This window comes from Paenibacillus praedii (assembly GCF_049725345.1).
GTDB lineage: Bacteria > Bacillota > Bacilli > Paenibacillales > Paenibacillaceae > Pristimantibacillus.
In genome coordinates, this window is sequence record NZ_JBMWAM010000002.1 from 41,798 (window position 1) to 65,266 (window position 23,469).

The window sequence follows — 23,469 nt, forward strand, 5'->3', positions numbered from 1 at the left end:
GAAACTTGCTTTAAATATTGGCAACCTTTCCCAGCAAATATACTAGCAGTTGTTGATTATGCGAGGAAATGCGGTCCAGCGATTGTTCGATCATTTCGGTCCTTATCGCTGAGCCGCGTTCAGCCTCGGTTCTACCCTTCTCCGAGACGGACACCCATACGATTCTTCGATCATTGTTATCCCTGGTACGCTCAATCAGCTCATTACGCTCCATACGGTCTAACAGTGTCGTAATCGCAGCGGGTGTAGTCTCCAAATACTGAAGTAAATCTGACGGCTTCATCGGCTGATGCAGCAATAACAGCTCCAGCACCTTTAATTGCCCTTCTGTCAATGGAGCCAACGATTGCTCCAAGTTATTTTTCCATTCACGCGAAAGCTTCGTCCACAATCTTGTAAATTCATCAGATAACATGCCCTCACACTCGCTCCCTGTCATATTCGCCTATTCGATTCCTATTATACCAGTCTTTATTGTCGAAAAAAAGATTAACACAATTAATAATTTGCGCTATTAATCGATGCTTTTATGAACATTCCGACAGCTTTAGACATACAATGAGGCGAGTGCCCAGCATAATGTTTGATTATGCTAAGCGATTAAGGAGCGTGATCCTGATGGACACACGAAAAATCGAAATCATCCAAAAAATAAAAAGCTATGGGTTAATAAAAGACCCACAATGGCTGGAACGTCCGGATGAACCGGTGCCATTGTGGGTCATGCTTGAGGCCTTATTGGAAGTAATCGAGCGATTCGATCCTCCTAATCGACCTTTTGATTAATATCCGTCTTAGAACGAGCGATCGTATGGATGATCGTATCATTTTTGTCCACTTGGAAGATTAATTTGCCAGTCGACTTACGGTCCTCGATTGGCGCCTTCTCAGAGTCGCTTGACAGCTTCACGCCAGAGGCTGTGATGGCTGTTATTTCCTTCGCATCCTTACAATAGTAGGCGGCAGCAAGCCAAGCTCCGTTGGATCTGACTCGCTTGCCTTCCTTGAATTCGAAGGTTTGAACGCCTTTTCCGCCCCTTCCTTGAATCGGGTAATCGAGCAGAAGCGAACGCTTCGCATATCCTATGTCTGTTATGACGAGCAACTCACCCTCATCATCAGCTACCCATTCCACTGCGGCAACCTCGTCTCCATCCTTGAGCTGTATCCCTCTGACTCCGGTCGCTACTCTACCCATTGCATTAACCTCGAACTCCGCGAACCGGATACTCATGCCTTGCTTGGTCACCAATAAAATCTGCTTGGTCCCATCACTAAGCGCGACGCGAATGACTTCATCCCCATCGGCAACCTTACAAGCGGCAACCGCCGTTGAACGGGTCGTAGCATATTCCTTGAGCTCCGTCCGCTTCACCTGCCCTCGCTTGGTTACAAATACAAGCGATGCTGCCGATGCAGAAATATCCTTGACCGGTATGACGCTGACGATCGAATCATCTTTCGGAATCGGCACAACATTAACGATTGCCGTACCCGTTTCCTTCCACTTAAACTCTGGAATTTGATGGACAGGCAACAAATAATATTGTCCTTTGCGGGTAAAGAGCAGCAGGTTGTCAATCGTATTGACCTCAAACAGCTCGCGAATGAAATCGCCTTCCTTCACTCCTGAGCTCTGCCGCTCACCACCAGATCTTGTAAAGGAAAGCATGCTCGTACGCTTCACATAACCGTCTTGGCTGAGAGTTACCAGCACGTCCTCAGCTGTAACCAGCACTTCGAGATTAACCTTAAGCTCCTCAATTTCCCCGCGGAGATCAGAACGGCGATCAATGCCGTACTTATTGCGAATCTCTATAAGCTCATCGTTAATTACGCCCAACAACTTCTTCTCGCTCGCCAAAATAGATTTCAAATAGGCAATTTTCTTAAGCGCCTCCTTGAGCTCCTTCTCCAGCGTCGTGATTTCCAGATTCGTCAAACGATACAGCTGCAGCGTTAAGATTGCATCCGCTTGACGCGCGGTGAAGCCAAACTTCGCAATAAGATTGTCTTGCGCATCGGCACGATTTTTGGAGGCTTTAATGGCCGCAATGACCTCATCCAAAATATTGAGCGCTTTAACGAGACCTTCAACCACGTGTGCCCGGTCTTCCGCCTTCTCCAGATCAAACTGTGTACGGAACGTCACAACTTCCTTCTGATGCTCAATATAAGCAGCTAAAATCTGCTTCAATCCAAGCTGCATTGGCGTTTTGTTCACAATCGCCACCATATTGAAGTTATAGGCGACCTGCAAATCCGTCTTCTTGAAGAAGTACGCTAGAATGCCTTGCGCATCCGCATCCTTCTTGAACTCGACAACGATGCGCAGTCCATTGCGGCCGCTCTCATCCCGAACCTCGGCAATGCCTTCAACCTTCTTCTCAAGACGAATGTTCTCAATTGCCGTAACTAGACGTGACTTGACAACCTGATAAGGGATTTCTGTAATGACAAGCTGCTGCTTGCCGCCGCGAAGCTCCTCGATAGCTGTCTTCGCACGCAGATAAATACGCCCTTTGCCGGTTACGTAGGCATCTCTAATGCCTTCATCGCCCATAATGATTCCGCCCGTCGGGAAGTCTGGACCCTTCACAAGCTTCATGAGCTCTTCAAGCGGTGCCTCTGGGTTGCCCATAAGCGCGATACAGGCGTCTATGACCTCACGCAGGTTATGCGGAGGTATTTCCGTGGCAAAGCCGGCAGAGATACCGCTGGTCCCATTAACGAGCAGATTGGGATACCGCGACGGCAGCACAACCGGTTCCTTCGTCGTATTATCAAAATTGTCTTTGAATAGTACGGTTCTTTTCTCGATATCCCGAAGCAGCTCCATTGCAATTGCGGATAGACGCGCCTCCGTATAACGCATGGCTGCTGCCGGGTCATCATCCTGCGAGCCCCAGTTGCCATGACCATCCACGAGCGGATGTCCCATTTTCCATGGCTGAGCCATGCGCACCATTCCCTCATAAATCGAGGAATCGCCGTGCGGATGATAGTTGCCCATCACGTCGCCGACCGTTTTGGCCGATTTGCGGTACTGCTTGTCCGGCGTATTGCCTGAATCGTACATCGCATATAGAATACGACGCTGTACCGGCTTCAAGCCGTCACGAACGTCCGGAATGGCCCGATCCTGAATAATATATTTCGAATAGCGCCCGAAGCGGTCACCGACGACCTCTTCCAGAAACGCCGGCAAAAATTGTTCCAGCATACTCATGCGTCAGTTCCCCCTATTCCTCATATTCCATAAAATCGACATTTTCCACAATCCAGCGTTTTCGCGGATCAACCTTATCCCCCATAAGCGTAGACACTCTGCGCTCAGCCTTAGCCGCATCCTCAATTTGCACCTGAAGCAGCGTGCGCTTCTCCGGGTCCATCGTTGTCTCCCATAGCTGATCCGGGTTCATCTCGCCAAGACCTTTATAACGCTGAAGCTCATAGTTTTTCCCATATTCCTTCAAGTAATTTTGCAGCTGCTCGTCAGTCCAGGCATAGCGAATCGTCTCCAGCTTGCCTGATTTGCGGGTGATTTTATATAGCGGAGGCTGTGCTATATATACACGGCCCAGATCAATTAACGGCTTCATATAACGGTAAAAGAAAGTAAGCAGCAGCACTTGAATATGAGCGCCGTCCGTATCTGCGTCCGTCATAATAATGATTTTATTATAGTTGCATTCCTCAGCAGCGAATTCAGAGCCAACACCTGCGCCAATGGCTGAGATGATAGCTTTATATTCGTCATTTTTCAAAATATCGGCGAGCTTGGCCTTCTCCGGATTCATCGGTTTGCCCTTTAGCGGCAGCAGCGCCTGATATTTAGAATCGCGGCCCTGTTTAGCCGATCCGCCGGCGGAATCTCCTTCAACAATAAACAGCTCCGTACGCGTATAGTCCTTCGACTGCGCAGGCGTAAGCTTGCCGTTCAGGTTCGAACTCTCGCTCTTCTTCTTGCCGCTGCGAATTTCCTCGCGAGCTTTGCGAGCGGCTTCGCGCGCTTTGGAGGCTTGCAACGATTTCTTGAGCAGCATTTGCGCGACCTGCGGATTTTCCTCCAGAAAAACCTGCATTTTGTCGGATACAATCGCATCCACCGCGCTTCTAGCCGACGCGCTGCCAAGTTGGTCCTTCGTTTGGCCGACGAATTCGACCTCGGACATTTTGATATTAATAACAACCATCATGCCCTCGCGAAGATCATTGCCCTCAAGGTTCTTGTCTTTCTCCTTAAGCATCGCTGTTTTTCGCGCATAATCATTCATAACGCGAGTATATGCAGTCTTGAAGCCCGTCTCATGTGTTCCTCCGCCGCGCGTGGGAATTGAGTTTACGAATGAGGCGATCGTTTCCGTGTAGCCATCGTTATACTGCAGCGCTACCTCAACCTCGATTTCATCGCGCTCCGCCGAGAAATGAATGACATCATGCAGCACCGTTTTGTCTTCATTCAGAAACTGTACGAATTGACGCGCTCCTCCTTCATAGTGAAACACATCCTGTTTGCCGCTTCGATCGTCTTTAATGGTAACCTTTAGTCCAGAATTCAAAAAAGCGATTTCCTGCAGACGCTCGGCTAGCGTATCATAGCTTAGCGAGGTACCGTTCTGGAATACGCGTCCATCCGGCTTAAACGTAACCTTTGTACCCGTGCGGTTCGATGTCCCGATTACCTCTAATCCTTTTACAGGCTCTCCGACATGCTCCTTGCCCGCATCGTCTACCCAGTACTCGAACCGCTGCTTATGAATTTTGCCATCGCGGAAAATTTCCACCTCAAGCCATTCCGACAGCGCGTTCGTAACCGATGCGCCTACGCCATGCAGGCCGCCGGATTTCTTATAGCCTCCGCCGCCAAACTTTCCCCCAGCATGCAGGATCGTAAATACGACCTGAGGCGTTGGTATACCTGTCTTATGCATGCCCGTCGGAATTCCCCGTCCGTTATCGTGAACGGTTACCGAGCCGTTCTTGTGAAGCGTTACATCTATGGCTGAACAAAATTTAGCAAGATGCTCGTCGACTGCATTATCGACAATTTCCCAAACAAGATGATGTAATCCTGAGCTGCTCGTACTTCCTATGTACATGCCTGGCCGTTTGCGAACGGCAGTCAAGCCTTCAAGCACTTGTATATCATCGGCCTCGTAATTCCGGTCTGCAGCCGCTGTATTTGCGAAGAGATCTATTTGCTCTGACATGAGTGCCCCCCAATCTGTATGCACGTTTGACGTATCTTCAAGCTATTTTAAAGCAGTTGTTCTATTTCGTAAAGACAATTAAGAAGCCGGCCAGCGCGGCAATTCCCAGAACCACAAGCGTCGTAAGGGAAAATATAAATGATATTTCATAAAAAATCCCATTCCGCCGCAAAAAAAAGATAGATGGTACCATGTTTTGCAAATCGTACGCTCCTTATGCCGCAGGCCACAAAAAAGAATGCGTCTCCTCCGCTGCGATAAAAGAAAAAAGCACCCGAAGATGCTCGTAAAGGTACTTTGAATAGATTGTTAGTTACTTAAGGATTAATAATATCCCCAAAAGCCCGCAGCGATAAATAACGAAGCTAAAAATCCAAATAAGATGACATAAATGTTCAGCGGCCGCAGCATCTCTTTCTTGCTGTCGTCTTTAATCTTTGAGAAAAGATACATACATAGAACTCCCAGTACGATCGCCGTAATCGCAGCAACTACCAGCGGTCCGGCAACATTCCAGATGTCAGTCAATTCGCCTTACTCTCCCTTGATTCCCCATGCAGCGGATTATTTATACTTCGACCAGCTTTGATTGCTATTCTCTAATAAATATTCGAAATCATTTTCCAGACGCTTAAGCTCCTGCTTCCGCTTCTCTTCCTCTTGCCTGCGGTGCTCTTCCTTGCGAGTCGTTTCCGCCTGCTTCAAATCATCCGCCTGCGCTTTAAGCTTGCCGATCATATCGGCGCTAAGCAAATCCTTCAGCGACAGCCCGTTGCTTTCCTCGCTTTTTGGAGCCGGCTTGCCTGCTGGCTTCGTCGTCTTTTTATGTTTTTTGCCCATATCAGATTTCACCCGCTTTTTCATGAATTCGTCTAAAATGTCCCTATGCTTCATTATACACGATAGAATTCAGCGGTTTATATAATAGCTTGTTTCGTTTCACCTTGCAAGCACGAGCCTGCTTAAATCCTTTTGAAGCTGCTGAGCTATATCCCGGACGGCTTCGGAAGAGACATATATATGGTAGGTATTTATTGAAATTCATAAAAATAAGGTTATATTATATGACGTGGAAATAAAAAAAGACCGTCCATTAGTCAAATAACCTTGGACGATCCTATTGCTTACGTTATAATTAACGGCGACAGCATTCAAAGTCAACAATCATAATCAAACGAGGTTGAATCCATGAGTGAAAATGAGCGTATCAACTGCATGAAATGCAGCTATTACTATGTAACCTGGGATCCCAAATCTCCAAAGGGCTGCAAAGCCTTCGGCTTCAAAACACACGCAATGCCCAGCACCGTCGTGTTATCCTCGTCTGGACAGCCCTGCATGAATTTCAAGCAAAAATAAAAAAATGATTTAGCTTTCATACGCGATATACATCAATTCGGCCGCAGTTCTTGCGGCGTCTCTAGCTTGCTCCACATCCGATGCGCTGCTAAGCGCTACAGCCATACGACGTCCAATCTTCGTCTCAGGCTTACCGAATACGCGAACCTGCGTGTTTGGAACCGACAAGGCTTCCTGAATGCCGTCGATGCGGAAGGCTGCAGACTCTCGATCCGCTTTGAGCGTATGCGATGCCCCAGGTGTCAAGAGGCGTATCGTCGGAATAGGAAAACCAAGAATCGCGCGAACGTGCAGAGCAAATTCGGACAGATCCTGTGTCACCATCGTCACCATGCCCGTGTCGTGAGGGCGAGGGGATACTTCGCTGAAGAGAACGCCATCCTTCGTAATAAACAGCTCCACACCGTAAATGCCAAAGCCCCCAAGCTCATCCGTAATGCGCAGGGCGATGTCTTCCGCCTGAGCGATCTGCTGCTCGGTCATATCATGCGGCTGCCACGATTCGATGTAATCTCCATCCTTTTGAACATGTCCAATCGGCGGACAATAGCTCGTCCCGGACACGGATCTAACTGTGAGCAGCGTGATTTCAGATTCAAAGGTGACGAAGTCCTCTACGATAATGCGCTGCTTCTTGGCGCGACCGCCCTCCATTGCATAGTTCCAGCAGGACTCAAGCTCCGCCTCTGAACGACAAACGCTTTGGCCTTTTCCTGAGGAGCTCATGATCGGCTTAATGACACACGGAAAGCCAAGCTCGGCTGTCGCTTGGCGCAGCTCATCCAACGAATCCGCGAAGCGATATGGAGCGGTCGGCAGCTCCAATGTTTCCGCGGCCAAACGGCGAATGCCTTCGCGGTCCATCGTAAGCCGTGCCGCACGGGCCGTCGGAATCACGCGATGCCCCTCTTTCTCCAGTTCAAGCAGCGTTTCAGTCGCGATCGCTTCAATCTCGGGAACGATGAAATCTGGCCGCTCTTGCTCAATAATACGGCGAATAGCCGCACCGTCCAGCATATCGGTTGTGTAGCTGCGATGCGCAACCTGCATAGCCGGCGCATGATCATAGCGATCTACCGCGATGGTCTCGACGCCCAAACGCTGCGCCTCTAGTATAACTTCCTTCCCAAGCTCGCCTGAGCCCAGCAGCAATAACTTTCTAGCATACGATGACAACGGTGAACCATACATAACAAAAAAGAACCTCCTGGAAGCACGCCAAGCCGTTAGCCGCACCTTATCAGCACGGGTAACACCCGGTCGTTTTTACTTCCATTGTGGAGGTTCCTTATACAAAAATCAACCTTTATTCTGTTTTTGTCCTACAGAAAACGATATTGCGCCTCGATTAAGCCATTGTATACGCCGCGTTTCGCGATCAATGCCTCGTGATTGCCCTGCTCTACAATTTGCCCGTGATCCAGCACGATAATTTCATCGGCATGACGGATTGTCGAGAGTCTGTGCGCAATCATAAAGGAGGTACGGCCTGCAAGCAATATTCTGAGCGCCTCTTGGATTTTCAATTCGGTTTCCGTGTCGATGCTAGCAGTTGCTTCATCCAATATGAGAATTTGCGGATCGGCGAGGAGCGCGCGCGCAAATGACAGCAGCTGACGCTGGCCCATTGAAAGCACGTTGCCCCGTTCCTCAACCTGCGTGTCGTAGCCATCTGGCAGGCTCATGATGAAATCATGCGCGTTAACGGCCTGCGCTGCCTTTACCACTTCCTCATCCGTTGCATTCAGTCGTCCGTAACGGATGTTGTCGCGAATGGATCCTGCGAAAATAAAGGTATCCTGAAGCACGATCCCGACCTGAGAGCGCAAGCTATCTAGCGTGATATCCCGGATGTCAATGCCGTCGATCAGCACACGACCCTCAACCGGATCATAGAACCGGCAAAGCAGATTGATGATCGTACTTTTTCCCGAGCCGGTATGACCGACGAGAGCGATCGACTGACCTGCCTTGACATCGATCGTGACGCCTTTGAGTGCCGGTCTGCCCTTCTCGTATTCGAAGACGATCTGATCAAACTTTACTGCCCCCTTAATTGGCGGCAGCGGCTTCGCTTTCGAAGACTCGCCAACGGTTGGCTCTTCGTCTATAAATTCGAAGATTCTCTCGGACGAAGCCATCGCGATTAGCAGCTGGGAGTACATTTGTCCGAGACGGTTGATCGGATCCCAGAAGTTTCCGATATAATTGGCGTAACCAACCAGCAAACCGACTGTAATAGCCCCTGTTTGAATGAGATGCGAGCCGTACCAGAACAGGATAAACGTTCCGATTGCGGAGGTGACCTCAATGACTGGACCAAAGGCCTGATTGAGCGCCGACGCTTTGTTCCAGGATTTCACATTGTCCGAATTCATATGGTTGAAGAAGCTCATATTGTCTTTTTCCTGAACATAAGCCTGGGTCACCTTCATCCCTTGAATGCTTTCATTCAAATGGGCGTTAATCCGCGATTGCTTCATCCGAACGTCCTGCCAGGCATAACGAATGCGTTTGCGAAGCGTAGTCGAAACAAGGAACATAAGCGGCACGGTAATCATAACCGCAAGCCCCAGCTTGAAGTTCCACACAAGTAATATAATGACGATACCGAACAGCTGCACGCAGTCCATGAGCAGGTTGACGACCCCGTTCGTGAACAGGTCCTGCAGCGCATTGACATCATTGGTCACGCGGACAAGCACTGAGCCGGCAGGCCGTTTGTCATAGAACCGAAAGCTAAGCTTCTGGATATGCTGGAACAAATGATTCCTCAGGTCATAGATAACTTTCTGGCCGATGATGTTCGTATATTTAATACGGTACGTATTGGATGCCCACTGGATCACATATAAAATCAGCATCATGCCTGCGAACATGAAGAGCTTAGAAATACTCGTTTCTCCGCTTTTAGGCGCTATGGCTTCATCGATTGCCAAAATAACGAGAGCAGGTACCCCCAGTCGGGTAAGCGTGCCTAGTATCATCATGAAGATAACGGGCATAAGCTGCTTCGTATACGGTTTCATATACGTGAACAATCGGCGAAGCTGCGACCAGTTAAACGGCTTCTCAATGAGCTCATCGTCTTGGTACACGAAACGTTCGTTTTTGTTGCTTGCTTTGACTTTGCTGCTCGCGCTCATTAGACGGTACTTCCTTTCCGATCAATCGCTTCAACAGCCGCATCCGTGTCAGCTATTGGATAATCACCATATTGAATGTTGTATGTGTCGCGGTATGGACCATTCCGAGCAATTAACTCCGCATGTTTGCCCCGCTGCACGACATGGCCTTTGTCAAGTACGATGATTTCATCGGCATGCCGCAGTGACGAAATTCTATGCGCAATGATAAAGGTTGTGCGGCCAGCCATCAGCTCCTTGAAGCCCGCTTGAATTTCATGCTCGGTCTCCATGTCAACCGCGCTTGTGGCATCGTCCAAAATGAGAATGCGCGGATTTTTGATCAGCGCTCTCGCGATGGCGATCCGCTGCTTCTGTCCTCCGGATAACCCCATGCCCCGCTCACCGACAATCGTATCGTACCCAAGCGGCAGCTCCATAATAAAGTCATGCGCCTTTGCCAGCTTTGCCGCATATTCGATTTGCTCTGGTGTCACATCCCGAACCCCGTACGCAATGTTATCGCGAATCGATGCAGAAAATAAGAATGTTTCCTGGAAAACCGGCGCAATCAAGCGGCGAAGACTTTCCACATCCAGATTGCGAATATCTATACCATCGAGTGTGATTGTTCCCTTCTTCACATTATAGGCACGCATGAGAAGCTGAATGATCGTTGATTTTCCAGAGCCTGTCGCACCCAAAAAACCGATAACCGAGCCAGCAGGAGCATCAATAACGAGATCGGTTACCGCTGGCGATTTGTCCGGATAGCTGAAGGTAACATGGTCAAAGCGCACATGGCCTTTTACTGAATCGTTACTAACCTCAATCGCGTGCTCCGTATTTTTAACATGAACATGCTCGTGCAGCAGTCCGAGCACCCTCTCACCGGAGGCTTTGAACTGCGTGTAGTTATTAATATGGAAGCCTAGACCCCACATCGGGCCAATAATGTACCAGATCAAGCTGAAGAAGGCGACGAATTCACCGAGCTTAAGCGAACCGTTAATGACAAGAATACCGCCGGCTACAAGAAGGATGACAGCGCTTAAGTTTGCGACAAGCTCCATCACAGGGAAAAACTTTGCCCATATCTTTGCCGCTCCAACCTGATTCGTCTGGTAGGCCTCGCTGCGCACGGAAAATTTCGTAACTTCGTGCGGCTCACGGGCAAAGGATTTGACCGTGCGTACCCCAGTAATATTCTCCTGCACCGCCGTCGTCAAATTACTCATCGCCTGACGCATTTCACGGAAGGCTGGATGGATATGACGTTCGAAGCGGATCGCTGTGAAGCCCAGCAACGGAATCGTTACAAGCGTTATGAGCGTGAGCTGCCAATGAATGGAGAGCATCATCGCGCCGCCGAAAACGACCATCAGCGCCATATTCAATATTTGCGCGAATCCGAAGCCGATAAAGTTCCGGATTGCTTCGAGATCGGCAGTAAGCCGGGACATTAAATCGCCTGTCTTTGCTTTGTCATAGTATTGAAAGGACAAGGTTTGCAGCTTCCCGTATAGCGCATTACGCAAATGAAAGGCAACCCGGTTGCCCAGCCGTCCTCCGAAAAAACCGTGTAAAAACTGCATGAAGCCTTTAAAACTGACTACTCCTACAACCGTAAATGCAAGCGCCGGAACCAGTTCAAATTTCTGTGGATCGATGACATCATCAATCAAGTAGCGCAGTAAATTGGGATAGACAAGTCCGAGCGCTGTCGCGCACATTAAGCACAAGATCGAGGAGAACAAAAATTTTCGTTCCTCCCAATAAAATGCTTTCAACTGCCTTAACACGTCCAAGTAAATCCATCTCCCCGTATCTATTTTATAAGCCTGAATGAATATTATCAGCATCGTTAGATGGTAGCAAACAGTATAACTATGCGAATATGTGGATGAAGACGCTTATTGTGTCGATATGGAAATTAGGAGCCGTTAAACCTTTCAAATAGTCTCAAATCATTACAAAAATGTGCCAATTGCTCAGTTTTTGCACAAAAACACACAGAAATAAAAAAATGCTTTTGCAGGTGATTAAGCACCTGCAAAAGCATTGAGCTATAAATGCGATAAAACGATCAGTATCCATTAACAATTAGAGATGAATCAATTGATCATAAAGCTGCTTAAGCTCCGTCATATTGGCGTCCCCTACAAGCGAGCTTCGCTTACCTTCTACATACGCCAGCAGATCAGCAAGCAGCCGATCGCCGGCATGACCGGCAGCCGTTCGCCAAATATCCTCGTACAAAATAGTCCAGTCCGCTGTCTGCCCAGCTATCCAGCTGTTCAGAGAAGGTGCAAGCAAGGCTTCAAGCTCCTTGCGCAGCAAGGCTTTGCCCTCTCCTTCAAAAAATTGCCGCGGCGATTTAAATCGGCTCCACAGCAGCTTCGCGTCCACAGCAGTCGACTCCCAAGCGGTCGGCTCTTCCGGTGTCGGCAGTGAGGCGACCTCATAAGGTACTGCTTGATAAGCGGCAATAGTCTGCTCAAAGCTCTCCGCATAGCTTTTGTACTGCTTATGCAGCGAGGAATGAACGCCTCTCTCCATACGCAGCGACGTCGCCAGCATCTCTTGTGAAAGCTCAAGCTGAACGAGCCGCTGTAACTCCAGCCAAGACGTCCATAGCGCTCTGCGCAAATCGCGGCCATCGTCCTGCAGTGAAGCCGGATTAAAGGCGAGGTTGTAAAATTCGCCGAAACGGTACTGTATCCGCTGCGCCACATAATAAAGCAGCTCGCTCAGCTCCTGCTTGAGCTGCTCAGGCATGTGGCCTGCTTGCAGCGCTGCAATGTCCGCTTTCGCGCTCGCAAAAGCGATTTGAAGCTGATTAAGCTCTGCCTCACGCGCCTGCGCATCACCCTCTGCGCTCTTCAGCCAGCCGGAGACCGTAGCTGCCGCCCGCCGCAAATCCTGCTCTGCTGCATCGATGGCTAATCGGCCAAGATCGTTCTGTACAAACGAGAGGAACGATTCCTCGAACGCTTCAATGCCCGATTGCGCAAGCAGCTCAGCGTCCCCTTCCAGCTTCCCGTCGAGCGCCTGCAGACTCGACACAGGGAACAGACGCGGTGACCGAATGGCATGCTGCAGCAGGTTCGCTTCCACATGCTTCAGCACATCCGACAGCTCCTCTTGATCGGCCGCCAAATCGGCAGCGTTCACAAGGAAAAACATTTTGTCGAGCTCGAACTGATCCTTCACCCGGCCAAGCTGCATCAGAAACTGGCGATCGGCTTGGGAGAAGGCATGATTATAATAGGTTACGAACAAAACAGCGTCCGCATTTTTGATATAGTTAAAGGCAACGCCCGTATGTCTTGCATTCACAGAATCCGCACCCGGCGTATCGACAAGCACGATTCCCTGCGCAGTTAAATCGCAGTCATAGTGCAGCTCGATCTCGCTGACAAAGCAGGATTTGGATTCCTCCGCGACATAACGCTCGTAGTCAGCTTGCCCCACTGAAAGGTGCTGGCCTAGGAGCGCTTCATGCTCTGCCCAGCCTGCGCGCGCTGCGCGCAGGAAGCTGTAGTGCGGGCGGCCGCCGGCCCCGATGGAATCTGGGGACAGACGATCAATCGCCTGCATGAGGGCTTTGGCATCCGGAAGCGCCTCTTCTGCAGCGTTCTCCCCAAGCAGCGCTAACGAATAGCGCACATCGTCAAGGATGGCCGCGCGCGTCTTCATGACGATGCGCGCAGTACCATGTCCGTGCTCCGTCGTAGGGGGCACGAGCCGATTAATCGCGGCAGTCGTCGGATTCGGCGAGACCGGGAGCAGCGGCTCGCCGATCAGCGCGTTCGCAAGCGATGATTTGCCGGCGCTGAAGGCGCCGAACAACGCGATGGTGAAGCGGCTGTTCTGCAGCCGCTTCGCCTTATCGCGCATCGCCTGCGCAGCCGCGGCCAGCGCCGCATGCGGCGCCAGCAGCTCGGCGGCGCTGGTTAAGCGCTCAGCTGCGCTATGCTGCTGCGCGAGTGCGGCTCCGCCGCCAAGGGCGCTGCGGCTGCCCGCAGCCGCTCGCTGCTGTACGCCAGCATAGCCAGCGCCTGTTTCTTGCGTGCCAGGAGCCCTCGCAGCAAGGCTGCTGGCTGAGCTGTCCGTGCCAGCAGCCGCGAACTGCTCTGCTGCGTCAGCGCCCGATCCGTCGCCAGCTGCACCCGGCTCCGCCTCAAGCGCCGCTTCCGCCCCAGCTTCGCTCGGCGCGGGCAATTCCGGCTTCGCCGATGGCTCCGGCAGCAGTGCCGCCAGCCGGGCCGCATGCTCGTCAGCGCGCTTCGCCAGCGCTGCCAGCGCCTCAATAGCGCCAGCCTGCGCGCGTAACGCCGCAAGCTGCGCCTGTGCCACAGCGGCGGCAGCTTTGCCCGCCGCCGCCGCATGATCCGCCAGCGCGTCAATCAGCTCAAGCGCACGCTGGCGATATACCCCCTTCACATCCGCGGCAAGCTCGCGGCTGTACGTCATCGTATACTCATTCCCGATGACGGCTCCAGCCTTCACCCGCTCCACGAGCCATTCCGGCTCCGGGAGCCAGCCAAGCTTACTCGCCAGCGCCTCTTCAAGCCGCTCAGCATCATAACCGATCCGATCCGCCGCCATTCGAAGCAGCTGCTTGACATGCCAATCGATGGAAGCGCTGATCAGGCTGTTCAGCTCCTCGCGGAACGCCTGCAGCCGCTTCTCTTGCTCAGCAGCCGTCTTTGACGCAGCGAAGAGAAGGCCTGCCTTGAAGCCGGGCTTGCGGCTTTCCAGAAATGTCTGCGCTAAATCGCGCAGGCCCGCAGGCGTAATGTTCGCATTATCCAGCATCGTTTGGAGCTCCTTACGCAGCTCAGCCCGATAGACCTCATTATCGTCCGCAAGCTCGATTAAGCGCGAGGTTAGCCGAGCAATTTCGTTCTTAACCTGCGCTGCCGCTTCTTCTCCGCCAGCCTCTCCGAGCAATCGCTCACGCTCAGCCTCCGCATGCTGCTCAGACCACTTCAGATGCTCCGCAACCAAATGCCTTAGTGTCGCATCAACGCTATAGGCGCAAAGCGCTTCGCGCTTCATCTGCAGCTGGTCCAGCAGCAGCAGAAGCTTCTCCCATTCCTGGTGCGGGTGGCTCGGCTCGCGAAGCGACAAATAAACGATTCCCGCCGGCTCCAAATGCCATGCGTGAAACGCTTCTTCAACACTTTGGCGATAGCTCGCAAATGAAAGCTCGCGCTCGCGATGTTTATCAATTTGATTGACAATAAAGTATAAGGGCTTCCCCCAGTCCTTCAACTGCTTCGCGAACGCAAAATTGATTTCGGATTGCACATGATTATAATCCATCACATAAAACACAACATCGGCCAAATGCAGCGCCGATTCCGTTGCCATCCGGTGCGCGTCATCTGTCGAGTCAATACCCGGCGTATCGAGCAGCACCGTATGATCGCCCAGCACCTCGCTTGGATACACAATGGAGACTGAGGTGTACTGCTCTCCGTCTACGCAATACCGATCAAGCTCATCAATCGGCACCTCTGCTTTTCCTGTTATCCCCGCCTTAATTGTCTCGACAGCCGCATAGGCGCGGTCACCGCCGCGAATCGAGACCACATTGGCGCTTGTCGGGATTGGACTGGAGGGAAGCAGCTTCGAGCCGCACAGCCGATTGATCAACGTCGATTTCCCAGCCGAAAAATGTCCACAGAAAGCGACAGTAAGCCGACCATCGGTCAGCTTACTGTCCAGCTCCTGTGCTTGCTTTGCATGTCTTGTATCTCCAGCAGCTGCCATTGCGCCGGCTGCTTCGTATATAGCTCCCGCTATGCCTTGCACCGTTGCCTCTGTCATCAGATTGCTCCTTACACAGCTTCCTCTTCTTCAGACGGGAAGCAAATTTCAAACACGTTGCCGTGCTGCAAGATCATAATATTACGTTCTTTCTCTCTCATAACGACAACCTCTGGCTTCGAACGCATGCGCTCGATGTACTGATCAGGAACATCTCCTGAGCCGCTGACGGTAATGCCTTCTACGAGAATATCTTCATTCTCCTGCGGCGGCGATTCAAGCACCTGCTCGTAAATATCGGAAAAAAGTTCAAAATTGTTTGTGTACACGGAAATGCATTTCATCTTCATCATCCTTCACTCGCTATTTTCGGTTTTATCGTCTTATTTTTCGTTTTTATGCCTGGCTTCATACGTTGCTTGCCTTCCTTGCATACATCCAGCAGCGGACAAACAAGACACTGCGGGCTTTGTGCCTTGCAATGATAGCGGCCAAAAAAGATGAGTCTGTGGTGCGTTAACGTCCACTCCTCGCGCGGAACGAGCTTCATCAGCTTCTTCTCGACCTCAAGCACAGAATCCTCCGGCTTCGCGAAGCCGAGACGCTTCGAGACACGATCCACATGTGTATCGACTGCGATGGCCGGCACACCAAATGCGTTTGACATGACGACATTCGCTGTTTTGCGGCCAACTCCCGGCAGCTCTGTCAGTCCCTCATGGCTTGCAGGCACTTCCCCATCATATCTATCAATGATTATGCGGCATAGCTTCTGAATATTGGAAGCTTTGCTGCGAAACAAACCGATGCGGCGTATATCTTGCTCCAGCTCTTCAAGCGGAACGCTCAAATAATGCTCCGGACGCTTATATTTTTGAAACAAAGACGCCGTTACCTTATTCACCGTCTCATCTGTGCACTGCGCTGAAAGCAGCACCGCGATCGTCAGTTCGAACGGATTGCTGTGATTCAGCTCACAATGCGCATCCGGAAACATTTCCGCTATAATATCCAGCACATGACGCATTTTCTGCTTCGCGCTCATCGTCCTCTCCCCTAATCAAACACTATCGTTCAAAGTGTAGCGAAATTTGACACGGTTAGCAACTGAAAACAACCAAATTCAATAAAAAAACTGCCTCAAAGGGCAGTTTTTTCACAAAATATAAATATCTTGGGCTAAAATGCCTCTGAATGACTGTAAATTTACGATTTGACGATTGCCAGCGCATTGTTTCTGAAACCATAGACGGTGATGCTGTCGCCTGGTTTGAAATCCGTTACAACCGCTGCATTCCCGTCCTGATAATATTTTGTGCTGCTCGTCACGTTGAAATAATTACGGTTATCGTTGCTCGTTACCTTCTCTGTCCACACCTGGCCAGCTGAGGCGCTATAGCTTGTAAATACACGGTTCTCACCAACAGCTACTGTGAACTGAGTTTTGTTCGTGTCCGACTTTAGCACCTCTACATAATCGCCCGCGGTCAGCATACTCGTTTCTGAGCCTTGGACAGCGCCTTCTATTACGAGGAAGCCGCCAACATTATTATAGATGATAGGCTGACCGGTCATATTCACGATCGTCACACTGTTTGCCGATACGGTTTGAACTCTTCCGTAGGTGACGTTTACCGTTTTGACGGTCATGGCTTGTCTGCCTAAATAGGAAGCGTTGATCATTTGACCAGGCTTGATTTGATCAATGGTTAGCGCTGCCCCAGCCTCGTTAAGCAGCTCCGTGCTTACTACCGATAAGTCGAACAATGGGGTAGTCTCATTTTTGACGCGCAGCTTCTTCCCAAGCGCATCGATGGAGACCACCTCATATTGTGCGCTGCCGTGAACTTTAATTGTCGCAACCCGGTCTTGATTGTTATTCAGCTCCAGCGTAAGCATATCCCCTACTTTCAAATCACTGAAGGAAGAGCTGGTTGCCCCTGCAATCTCAACGTATGCACTATTATATGGTACGGACACATTCGTTCCATTATCGAGCCGGACGGTCATCAAATTCGCAGATGAATTCATTGAAACGAGCGACCCAACATATTTTGTTACGAATTGTATGGATACAATCGAACTTCCGGTATACGAGATAACGATTTTACGATTTTGCGTCAATAGACTATTTGCGGATGCGAGCGAAATCAGATTGCCGCTGTACTCGATTTTAGTTTGATCCGTAATATATAAGGCCTTTGCGTTTACGCCATTCGCATCAACGATGGTCAGCAGTTTTTTGTCATAAACGAAGCTTGCGATCTGAGCCCCCACAACCTGCGTAACATTGCGATTAACTACTTTAACCTTGATCACTTCATCATTCGCATTCAACGTTAGCTCAACCTCATCAGCTTCCTTAAGCAGGTCTGCAGTCGTCGCACCGTTCATACCAGCGATTTCAACAGTCGCGGAATCCGCTAAAAATTTAGTGACTAAAGTCGAGTTTTCTTTTATCGTAATAAGCCTGCCATCCGAACCTACAAACATTCCCCTCGCCTGCGTAGCTGAAGATTGTGGTGCTGTAACTATCTTCAAGGCTATTGGCGTTTCACGGAAAGTATCCTGAATGATGCTGATTTGGCTGTCGCGCTTAATCTCATTTAACGTTGCAGGCTTCCCTTCATTGTCCTCCACAACAAGGGAATCACTGTAAAAGATTTCTACAGGCGCATCGTTCATCCATACATACATTTTCTTATCAACCGCAATGACACGATCCATTGTGCCGCTTACTGTTTTAATATGCTGCTTCTCGCCCATCACTTCAATGTAAAGCGCCTTGCCATCCTTCGAGATCACCGTGACATCGCCATATTCCAGCAGCTGTTCACGTGTAATTAGCGTTTCTGTATTATAGTGATAATAGAGTGTATCTGTACCAAGTGTATATGTAGTTTCCTTTTTATCATGGTAGAGTGTCAAGGACGTATCCGTTAGCTTCGATACAATCCCGCTCGTTTGTCCTTCGTATTCAACCGGGAACTGCTTTTGTGCACGGCTAAACAACGTAGCAAGACTTGCTCTTGTAACATTCGCTTTAGGATCGAACTTTACTGGCGTCACTCCTTTGACAAGCTCCAGCTGTGTTGCCGCATTCACATATCCTCTATACTTTGCGTCAATTTGAGCGTCATCAGAAAAAGCAGAGGCTGCAGACTTCAATCGCACCGCTTCGGCATCCTTATTAATTGCGCGAATCATCAGCTTCGTGACCCATTCCCGCGAGGCTGGACGGGTACCCCAGTTTTTATCCGCCGCCTTATCGGCAAGCGCATATTCCTCCTCCTCATCCAGCAGTCCTGAGGATAATGCATATTGTACATAAGGCTTGAAAAAATTACTTACTTTAAAAGAAGCGGGAAAAGCGGCGATTACATCGGGGTTAACCTGATTGTAGAGCCCAGCGAAACGAAGTGCCATGAGAATCGCCTCTTCTTGAGAAACATTCGCGCTCGGTCTAAATACAAATGTATTTCCCGCCGTATAGCCTGTGATAATACCTTGCAAAGCAAGCTTCGCAACATGCTTCTCCGCCCAATGCCCGCGGCTAATATCGGTAAATGGTGTAGACATCGCCGTCGTCGCAGCAAGCACATGTGTCGGTACCGTCATTCCGCTTCCCGCAACAAGTGATAAAGCAATGGCTCCAATTACGATTTTTTTTCCTGCAAAATGTAATGGCATCGTCCGGTAATCCTCCTAAATGTTTAGAATGGCCTTAGCACAATACAAGCCTGCTAAGACCATTCCCATCATATGATTTATTCCCTCGTGAAAGGGTGCTCCAATTCAACATGACCCATCATGCTTTCAATTGCTTCTCCATCAACAAGCAGCTCAATCTTATTCACAAAATCAAATTGGAACAACGTTTGCTGTAATGTTTTAATAAGCATCAGTTCCCCAGGAGCTCCTAATCGAGCTTCATCAGGCAGGTGAACGTTCAGTCTGACAAGGTCAGCTTCCAGCTCAATAGACTTGATTTCGATCGGTTTCCAAAGGGACATCGCCTCATCGAAGCCGTCCTCCTGCAGGGCCAAAACTGCCGCTTCGACTAATTCAGCCTCTGTCTCGTACGACAGCGTCACAGGTTTCTCTACTATTTCATTTAACTCATTGTCGGAAAAATAAATGATTGCATCACGCTTGAAAATTTCCGGTGTAGGCTCCGGTGAGGAAGACGGTGACGGTGTACTCGTTGTCGCCGGCGTCTGCACAGCGCTGCCTGGTTGATTTACCGGTTTATCCTGCGCACCGCAGCCTGCAAGCGCCGCTGATAATAGCATAACGGCAAGCAGCCTTCGTGCTTTGATTCTTCTCATAACACTAAACACCTGCCTCTTATTTTACTTTAAAATATTCCTTGATGCCGGCTGTGAGCTCTGCAGCGATCCGGTTTTGAGCAGCATCGTCATAAAGGATTTTGGAATCCGAAGCGTTTGACAGAAAGCCGGCTTCTAATAAAATTGCAGGCATGGTCGTATCTTTAATAACCTTGTAACCTACTTTCTTCACTCCACGATCCTTAATACCGGTTCCGGCAACGAGCCGCTTGTGAATCACTGCGGCCAATGTCTTGCTGTTTTCATGGTAATAATAGGTTTCTGTCCCGCTGACCGTGCTCGCAGCGCTATTGGCATGAATAGAAATGAACATGTCCGCCTTCAGACTTTCGGCAAACTTAACCCGATCCACTAGGGACGGATAGGTGTCGCCCGTTCTCGTAAGATGAACTCTAATTTTTGACTCTTTGTCTAGCAGATTCTTCATTTTTAGAGCAAGGCTTAAATTAAACTCCTTTTCCCATCTGTTCAGGACACTCTTCGCGCCCGGGTCTGTTCCGCCATGGCCGGGATCGATTACAACATCGTAAATGCCATCGCCAGCAGGAACTTCCGGAATAACAACCGGCGGATCAACAACAACTGGCGGATCAACTGGTAAATTAGGATCAACCGGAACATCAGCCTGAGGCATAAAATCGAATTGGATTTCAAAAGCATTTTCCGTCACGACCACGCCGGTATCCTTATTCACGTCCAGCACTAAACGTGCCGTTAATGGAGCAGATGAGAATTGCGAGTACCTGAAGCTTTGCAGCCAGGTGTTTTCAAACAATACATTTTTGACTTCTCCTCCCAAAAACAGCGAGGACAAATCATCGGAGTAGCCCGCATTCGGAAAATCAAATACGATCCGTTTTGGATTGTCCAAAATAAGCGGCTTGTTGGGCTTCATATAACCCTCATAGCTGATTTTCAATCTGCTAGTCCCATCGAACGTAACTTGGGTAATTTTCCCTGTCGGTTCAACGGATACAGGCGGCTGTTCGGGTTCTGTCGGCTTTGCCGACATATGTACTTCTTTCTCGGCCTGTTTATACTCCACATACAAGCCGAACTGTTCGCCGATGAAGCGCAGCGGAATGAGCGTAATCCCTTTCACAATCGATGCTTGCGTATCCATTTGAACAGGCTGATCATTAACTAGCGCGGTTTGATCATTTAGCTTCAGCTTAATGACATTGACGCCATGCTGGACCGTCGCTGTCTTGGTCGTGTTGTCCCAAGTAATCTGATAGCCTAGCCCTTCGGATATCGTCCGCACAGGAACAACCGTAAAATTATTCACGATCTGCGGATCGATGTCAGATTTCAACACCTGGCCATTCAAATAAAGCTTTGGGACGACCGCTGCAGCTTGTCCTACTGCGGCGAACATCGTGAAAAAAACCGACATAAACAACAACATGGATACAAATTTCTTCATTTCCCACCTCGATGACTGAAATTGCCCGCATCGAATGAGTGCATTCGACTATTACAGACGCAAATATAGACGCAGCTTGTCAGAAAAAGTTGCGTATAAAGGAAAAAAGAGGACAAGACGACTTTTGCAATCGTTTTGTCCTCTTCTGTTTGTTTAATTATGCAAGGCGGGCAGCATGTTTTTGTTCATATGCAGTGATTTTGTCCTCATGCTGAAGGGTCAAACCGATATCATCAAGACCTTGCAGCAAAAATTGACGACGGTGCTCATCAAGATCAAATGAAATTGTAAGACCATGCTCGTCACTTAGCTGTTTGTTCTCCAAATCTACCGTCAGCTTGTAGCCTTCATGCTTAGCTGTGCGCTGGAAAAGCTCTTCGACCTGCTCTTCACTCAGCTTGATTGGCAAAATGCCGTTCTTGAAGCAGTTGTTGTAGAAAATGTCCGCATAAGACGGAGCAATGATTACTTTATAGCCATAATCAAGAATTGCCCAAGGCGCATGCTCACGCGAGGAGCCGCAGCCAAAGTTCGCGCGGGAGATCAGAACAGAAGCTCCTTCGTAACGCGGTTTATTCGGCTCGAAATCAGCGTTTACTTCGCCGTTTTCGTGGAAGCGCCATTCGAAAAATAGAAATTGACCGAAGCCGCTGCGCTCGATGCGTTTCAAAAATTGCTTAGGAATAATCGCGTCAGTGTCGACATTGACTCTGTCGACCGGGGCGACGATGCCAGTAAGCTGTTTAAATGAGTCCATATCTTTAATACCCCTCTCTCGCGTTCAATTAGTTCAACACTTCGGTTTTGATTTCCCAATCGCGTACATCTGTGAAATGACCTTTTACCGCTGCGGCAGCAGCCATAGCAGGCGATACAAGATGCGTACGTCCGCCGCGGCCTTGACGGCCTTCAAAGTTACGGTTGGAGGTTGATGCGCAGCGCTCGCCTGGCTTCAATACGTCCGGGTTCATTGCAAGGCACATCGAGCAGCCTGCATCGCGCCATTCGAAGCCTGCTTCTGTGAAGATTTTGTCGAGACCTTCCTGCTCAGCTTGAATTTTAACGCGTCCCGAGCCCGGAACGACAATCGCTGTAACTCTGTCGCTTACTTTGTAGCCTCTTGCAATTTCAGCGGCTGCGCGCAAATCTTCGATTCGGCCGTTTGTGCAAGAACCGATAAATACATAGTCGATAGCGATTTCGGTCATCGGCGTACCTGGCTTCAAATCCATATAGTCAAGAGCTGCTTCCGCTGCTTTACGCTCGTTCTCTGTCGGAAGATCCGCAGGGAATGGAACGGATGCCGTAATGTTCGTACCCATACCAGGGCTAGTACCCCAGGTTACTTGCGGGATAAGCGCATCTACATCGAAATGAACGACCGTATCGTATTGCGCTCCTTCGTCAGTAGTCAACTGCTTCCAAGCTTCAACAGCCTCGTCGTAGTTTGCAGGCGCATATTGACGACCGCGAAGGTAGTTGAATGTTGTTTCATCCGGCGCAATCAGACCTGCACGCGCACCCGCTTCTATCGACATATTACATACGGTCATACGCTCTTCCATGGTCAGACTGGTTATCGCATCACCTGTATATTCAATAACATAGCCGGTAGCGAAATCCGTACCATATTGCGCGATAACGCCCAGGATCAAGTCCTTTGCGGTTACGCCTGGCTTGCGCTTTCCATTAAAACGGACTTCCATTGTTTTGGCTTTCGACTGCTGCAAGCATTGCGTAGCAAGAACATGCTCAACCTCGCTTGTGCCGATACCGAATGCCAATGCGCCGAAAGCGCCGTGCGTTGACGTGTGGCTGTCGCCGCAAACGATCGTTTTGCCCGGAGCCGTAAGACCAAGCTCTGGTCCCATGACGTGAACGACACCTTGGTCGATGCTGTCAAGATCAAACAGCGTTACGCCGAAGTCTTTACAGTTTTGCGTTAATGTATCGATCTGCTGCTTCGAGATCGGATCTGTAATGTTAAAACGGTCCTTCGTCGGAACGTTGTGATCCATCGTTGCGAACGTCAGGTCCGGACGACGAACCTTGCGGCCGGATAGGCGCAATCCTTCGAACGCTTGAGGCGAAGTAACCTCGTGCACGAGCTGAAGATCGATATAGATAACGCTCGGCTTTCCTTCTTCTTGATGAATGACGTGATTATCCCAAATCTTCTCAAACATTGTCTTTTTCGTCATTATGCTCACCTCATCATT

General features: G+C 49.7%; 17 protein-coding genes. 1 reads left to right on the forward strand and 16 read right to left on the reverse strand.

Annotation, left to right across the window (positions count from 1 at the left end; genetic code table 11):
• Positions 1 to 10: 10 nt before the first annotated feature.
• Entirely contained in the window at positions 11 to 415 is a 405-nt protein-coding gene (locus ACO9K6_RS02700) for a MarR family winged helix-turn-helix transcriptional regulator (protein WP_424765997.1), read from the reverse strand.
• A gap of 203 nt (positions 416 to 618) precedes the next feature.
• On the opposite strand from ACO9K6_RS02700, the gene ACO9K6_RS02705 reads away from it, so the two are divergent.
• Positions 619 to 786, forward strand: a complete 168-nt coding sequence (locus ACO9K6_RS02705) for a hypothetical protein (protein WP_424765998.1) — start codon at positions 619 to 621, stop codon at positions 784 to 786.
• Here ACO9K6_RS02705 and gyrA read toward each other — a convergent pair.
• From gyrA to leuC, 15 genes are all read right to left on the reverse strand, one after another.
• The gene (gyrA, locus tag ACO9K6_RS02710; protein WP_424765999.1) at positions 767 to 3,229 is read right to left on the reverse strand and encodes a DNA gyrase subunit A; all 2,463 of its coding nucleotides are present in this window, start codon (positions 3,227 to 3,229) and stop codon (positions 767 to 769) included. The genes ACO9K6_RS02705 and gyrA overlap by 20 nt on opposite strands.
• Positions 3,230 to 3,242: 13 nt before the next feature.
• Positions 3,243 to 5,213: a DNA topoisomerase IV subunit B gene (gene parE, locus ACO9K6_RS02715; RefSeq protein ID WP_424766000.1), complete on the reverse strand. Its 1,971-nt coding sequence runs from the start codon at positions 5,211 to 5,213 to the stop codon at positions 3,243 to 3,245.
• A gap of 324 nt (positions 5,214 to 5,537) precedes the next feature.
• Positions 5,538 to 5,741: a hypothetical protein gene (locus ACO9K6_RS02720; protein ID WP_424766001.1), complete on the reverse strand. Its 204-nt coding sequence runs from the start codon at positions 5,739 to 5,741 to the stop codon at positions 5,538 to 5,540.
• A 36-nt stretch (positions 5,742 to 5,777) separates the two neighbouring features.
• Entirely contained in the window at positions 5,778 to 6,053 is a 276-nt protein-coding gene (locus ACO9K6_RS02725) for a YqkE family protein (RefSeq protein ID WP_424766002.1), read from the reverse strand.
• 528 nt (positions 6,054 to 6,581) lie between these two features.
• Positions 6,582 to 7,763 (reverse strand): formate-dependent phosphoribosylglycinamide formyltransferase, encoded by a 1,182-nt coding sequence (gene purT / locus ACO9K6_RS02730; RefSeq protein WP_424766003.1) that lies wholly within the window; start codon positions 7,761 to 7,763, stop codon positions 6,582 to 6,584.
• A gap of 131 nt (positions 7,764 to 7,894) precedes the next feature.
• Complete coding sequence (locus ACO9K6_RS02735; RefSeq protein WP_424766004.1) at positions 7,895 to 9,718, reverse strand: ABC transporter ATP-binding protein; 1,824 nt, start codon at positions 9,716 to 9,718, stop codon at positions 7,895 to 7,897.
• The gene (locus ACO9K6_RS02740) at positions 9,718 to 11,505 is read right to left on the reverse strand and encodes an ABC transporter ATP-binding protein (protein ID WP_424766005.1); all 1,788 of its coding nucleotides are present in this window, start codon (positions 11,503 to 11,505) and stop codon (positions 9,718 to 9,720) included. Before ACO9K6_RS02740 ends, ACO9K6_RS02735 begins: the two co-directional genes overlap by 1 nt.
• Before the next feature lie 295 nt (positions 11,506 to 11,800).
• Positions 11,801 to 15,535: a dynamin family protein gene (locus tag ACO9K6_RS02745; protein ID WP_424766006.1), complete on the reverse strand. Its 3,735-nt coding sequence runs from the start codon at positions 15,533 to 15,535 to the stop codon at positions 11,801 to 11,803.
• Positions 15,536 to 15,546: 11 nt separating this feature from the next.
• Positions 15,547 to 15,819 carry an NAD/NADP transhydrogenase alpha subunit gene (locus ACO9K6_RS02750; protein WP_424766007.1) on the reverse strand — a complete coding sequence of 91 codons (273 nt, stop codon included), beginning with the start codon at positions 15,817 to 15,819 and terminating at the stop codon, positions 15,547 to 15,549.
• Positions 15,820 to 15,824: 5 nt separating this feature from the next.
• Entirely contained in the window at positions 15,825 to 16,520 is a 696-nt protein-coding gene (gene nth / locus ACO9K6_RS02755; protein WP_424766008.1) for an endonuclease III, read from the reverse strand.
• Between the two features lie 161 nt (positions 16,521 to 16,681).
• Positions 16,682 to 19,165, reverse strand: a complete 2,484-nt coding sequence (locus tag ACO9K6_RS02760) for an S-layer homology domain-containing protein (RefSeq protein WP_424766009.1) — start codon at positions 19,163 to 19,165, stop codon at positions 16,682 to 16,684.
• A gap of 77 nt (positions 19,166 to 19,242) precedes the next feature.
• On the reverse strand, positions 19,243 to 19,803 hold the full coding sequence (locus tag ACO9K6_RS02765) for a GerMN domain-containing protein (RefSeq protein ID WP_424766010.1): 561 nt from the start codon (positions 19,801 to 19,803) through the stop codon (positions 19,243 to 19,245).
• A 19-nt stretch (positions 19,804 to 19,822) separates the two neighbouring features.
• A complete protein-coding gene (locus tag ACO9K6_RS02770; RefSeq protein WP_424766011.1) occupies positions 19,823 to 21,250 on the reverse strand; it encodes an N-acetylmuramoyl-L-alanine amidase in 1,428 nt (475 codons plus the stop codon).
• A 157-nt stretch (positions 21,251 to 21,407) separates the two neighbouring features.
• Positions 21,408 to 22,007 (reverse strand): 3-isopropylmalate dehydratase small subunit, encoded by a 600-nt coding sequence (leuD, locus tag ACO9K6_RS02775; RefSeq protein WP_424766012.1) that lies wholly within the window; start codon positions 22,005 to 22,007, stop codon positions 21,408 to 21,410.
• 28 nt (positions 22,008 to 22,035) lie between these two features.
• Positions 22,036 to 23,451: a 3-isopropylmalate dehydratase large subunit gene (leuC, locus tag ACO9K6_RS02780; RefSeq protein WP_424766013.1), complete on the reverse strand. Its 1,416-nt coding sequence runs from the start codon at positions 23,449 to 23,451 to the stop codon at positions 22,036 to 22,038.
• Positions 23,452 to 23,469 lie beyond the last annotated feature (18 nt).

Bases quoted from the DNA above. Each gene is read 5' to 3' on its own strand.
- ACO9K6_RS02700 (WP_424765997.1), bottom strand. From the start codon at position 415: ATGTTATCTGATGAATTTACAAGATTGTGGACGAAGCTTTCGCGTGAA.
- ACO9K6_RS02705 (WP_424765998.1), top strand. From the start codon at position 619: ATGGACACACGAAAAATCGAAATCATCCAAAAAATAAAAAGCTATGGG.
- gyrA (WP_424765999.1), bottom strand. From the start codon at position 3,229: ATGAGTATGCTGGAACAATTTTTGCCGGCGTTTCTGGAAGAGGTCGTC.
- parE (WP_424766000.1), bottom strand. From the start codon at position 5,213: ATGTCAGAGCAAATAGATCTCTTCGCAAATACAGCGGCTGCAGACCGG.
- ACO9K6_RS02725 (WP_424766002.1), bottom strand. From the start codon at position 6,053: ATGGGCAAAAAACATAAAAAGACGACGAAGCCAGCAGGCAAGCCGGCT.
- purT (WP_424766003.1), bottom strand. From the start codon at position 7,763: ATGTATGGTTCACCGTTGTCATCGTATGCTAGAAAGTTATTGCTGCTG.
- ACO9K6_RS02735 (WP_424766004.1), bottom strand. From the start codon at position 9,718: ATGAGCGCGAGCAGCAAAGTCAAAGCAAGCAACAAAAACGAACGTTTC.
- ACO9K6_RS02745 (WP_424766006.1), bottom strand. From the start codon at position 15,535: ATGACAGAGGCAACGGTGCAAGGCATAGCGGGAGCTATATACGAAGCA.
- ACO9K6_RS02750 (WP_424766007.1), bottom strand. From the start codon at position 15,819: ATGAAATGCATTTCCGTGTACACAAACAATTTTGAACTTTTTTCCGAT.
- nth (WP_424766008.1), bottom strand. From the start codon at position 16,520: ATGAGCGCGAAGCAGAAAATGCGTCATGTGCTGGATATTATAGCGGAA.
- ACO9K6_RS02760 (WP_424766009.1), bottom strand. From the start codon at position 19,165: ATGCCATTACATTTTGCAGGAAAAAAAATCGTAATTGGAGCCATTGCT.
- ACO9K6_RS02765 (WP_424766010.1), bottom strand. From the start codon at position 19,803: ATGAGAAGAATCAAAGCACGAAGGCTGCTTGCCGTTATGCTATTATCA.
- ACO9K6_RS02770 (WP_424766011.1), bottom strand. From the start codon at position 21,250: ATGAAGAAATTTGTATCCATGTTGTTGTTTATGTCGGTTTTTTTCACG.
- leuD (WP_424766012.1), bottom strand. From the start codon at position 22,007: ATGGACTCATTTAAACAGCTTACTGGCATCGTCGCCCCGGTCGACAGA.
- leuC (WP_424766013.1), bottom strand. From the start codon at position 23,451: ATGACGAAAAAGACAATGTTTGAGAAGATTTGGGATAATCACGTCATT.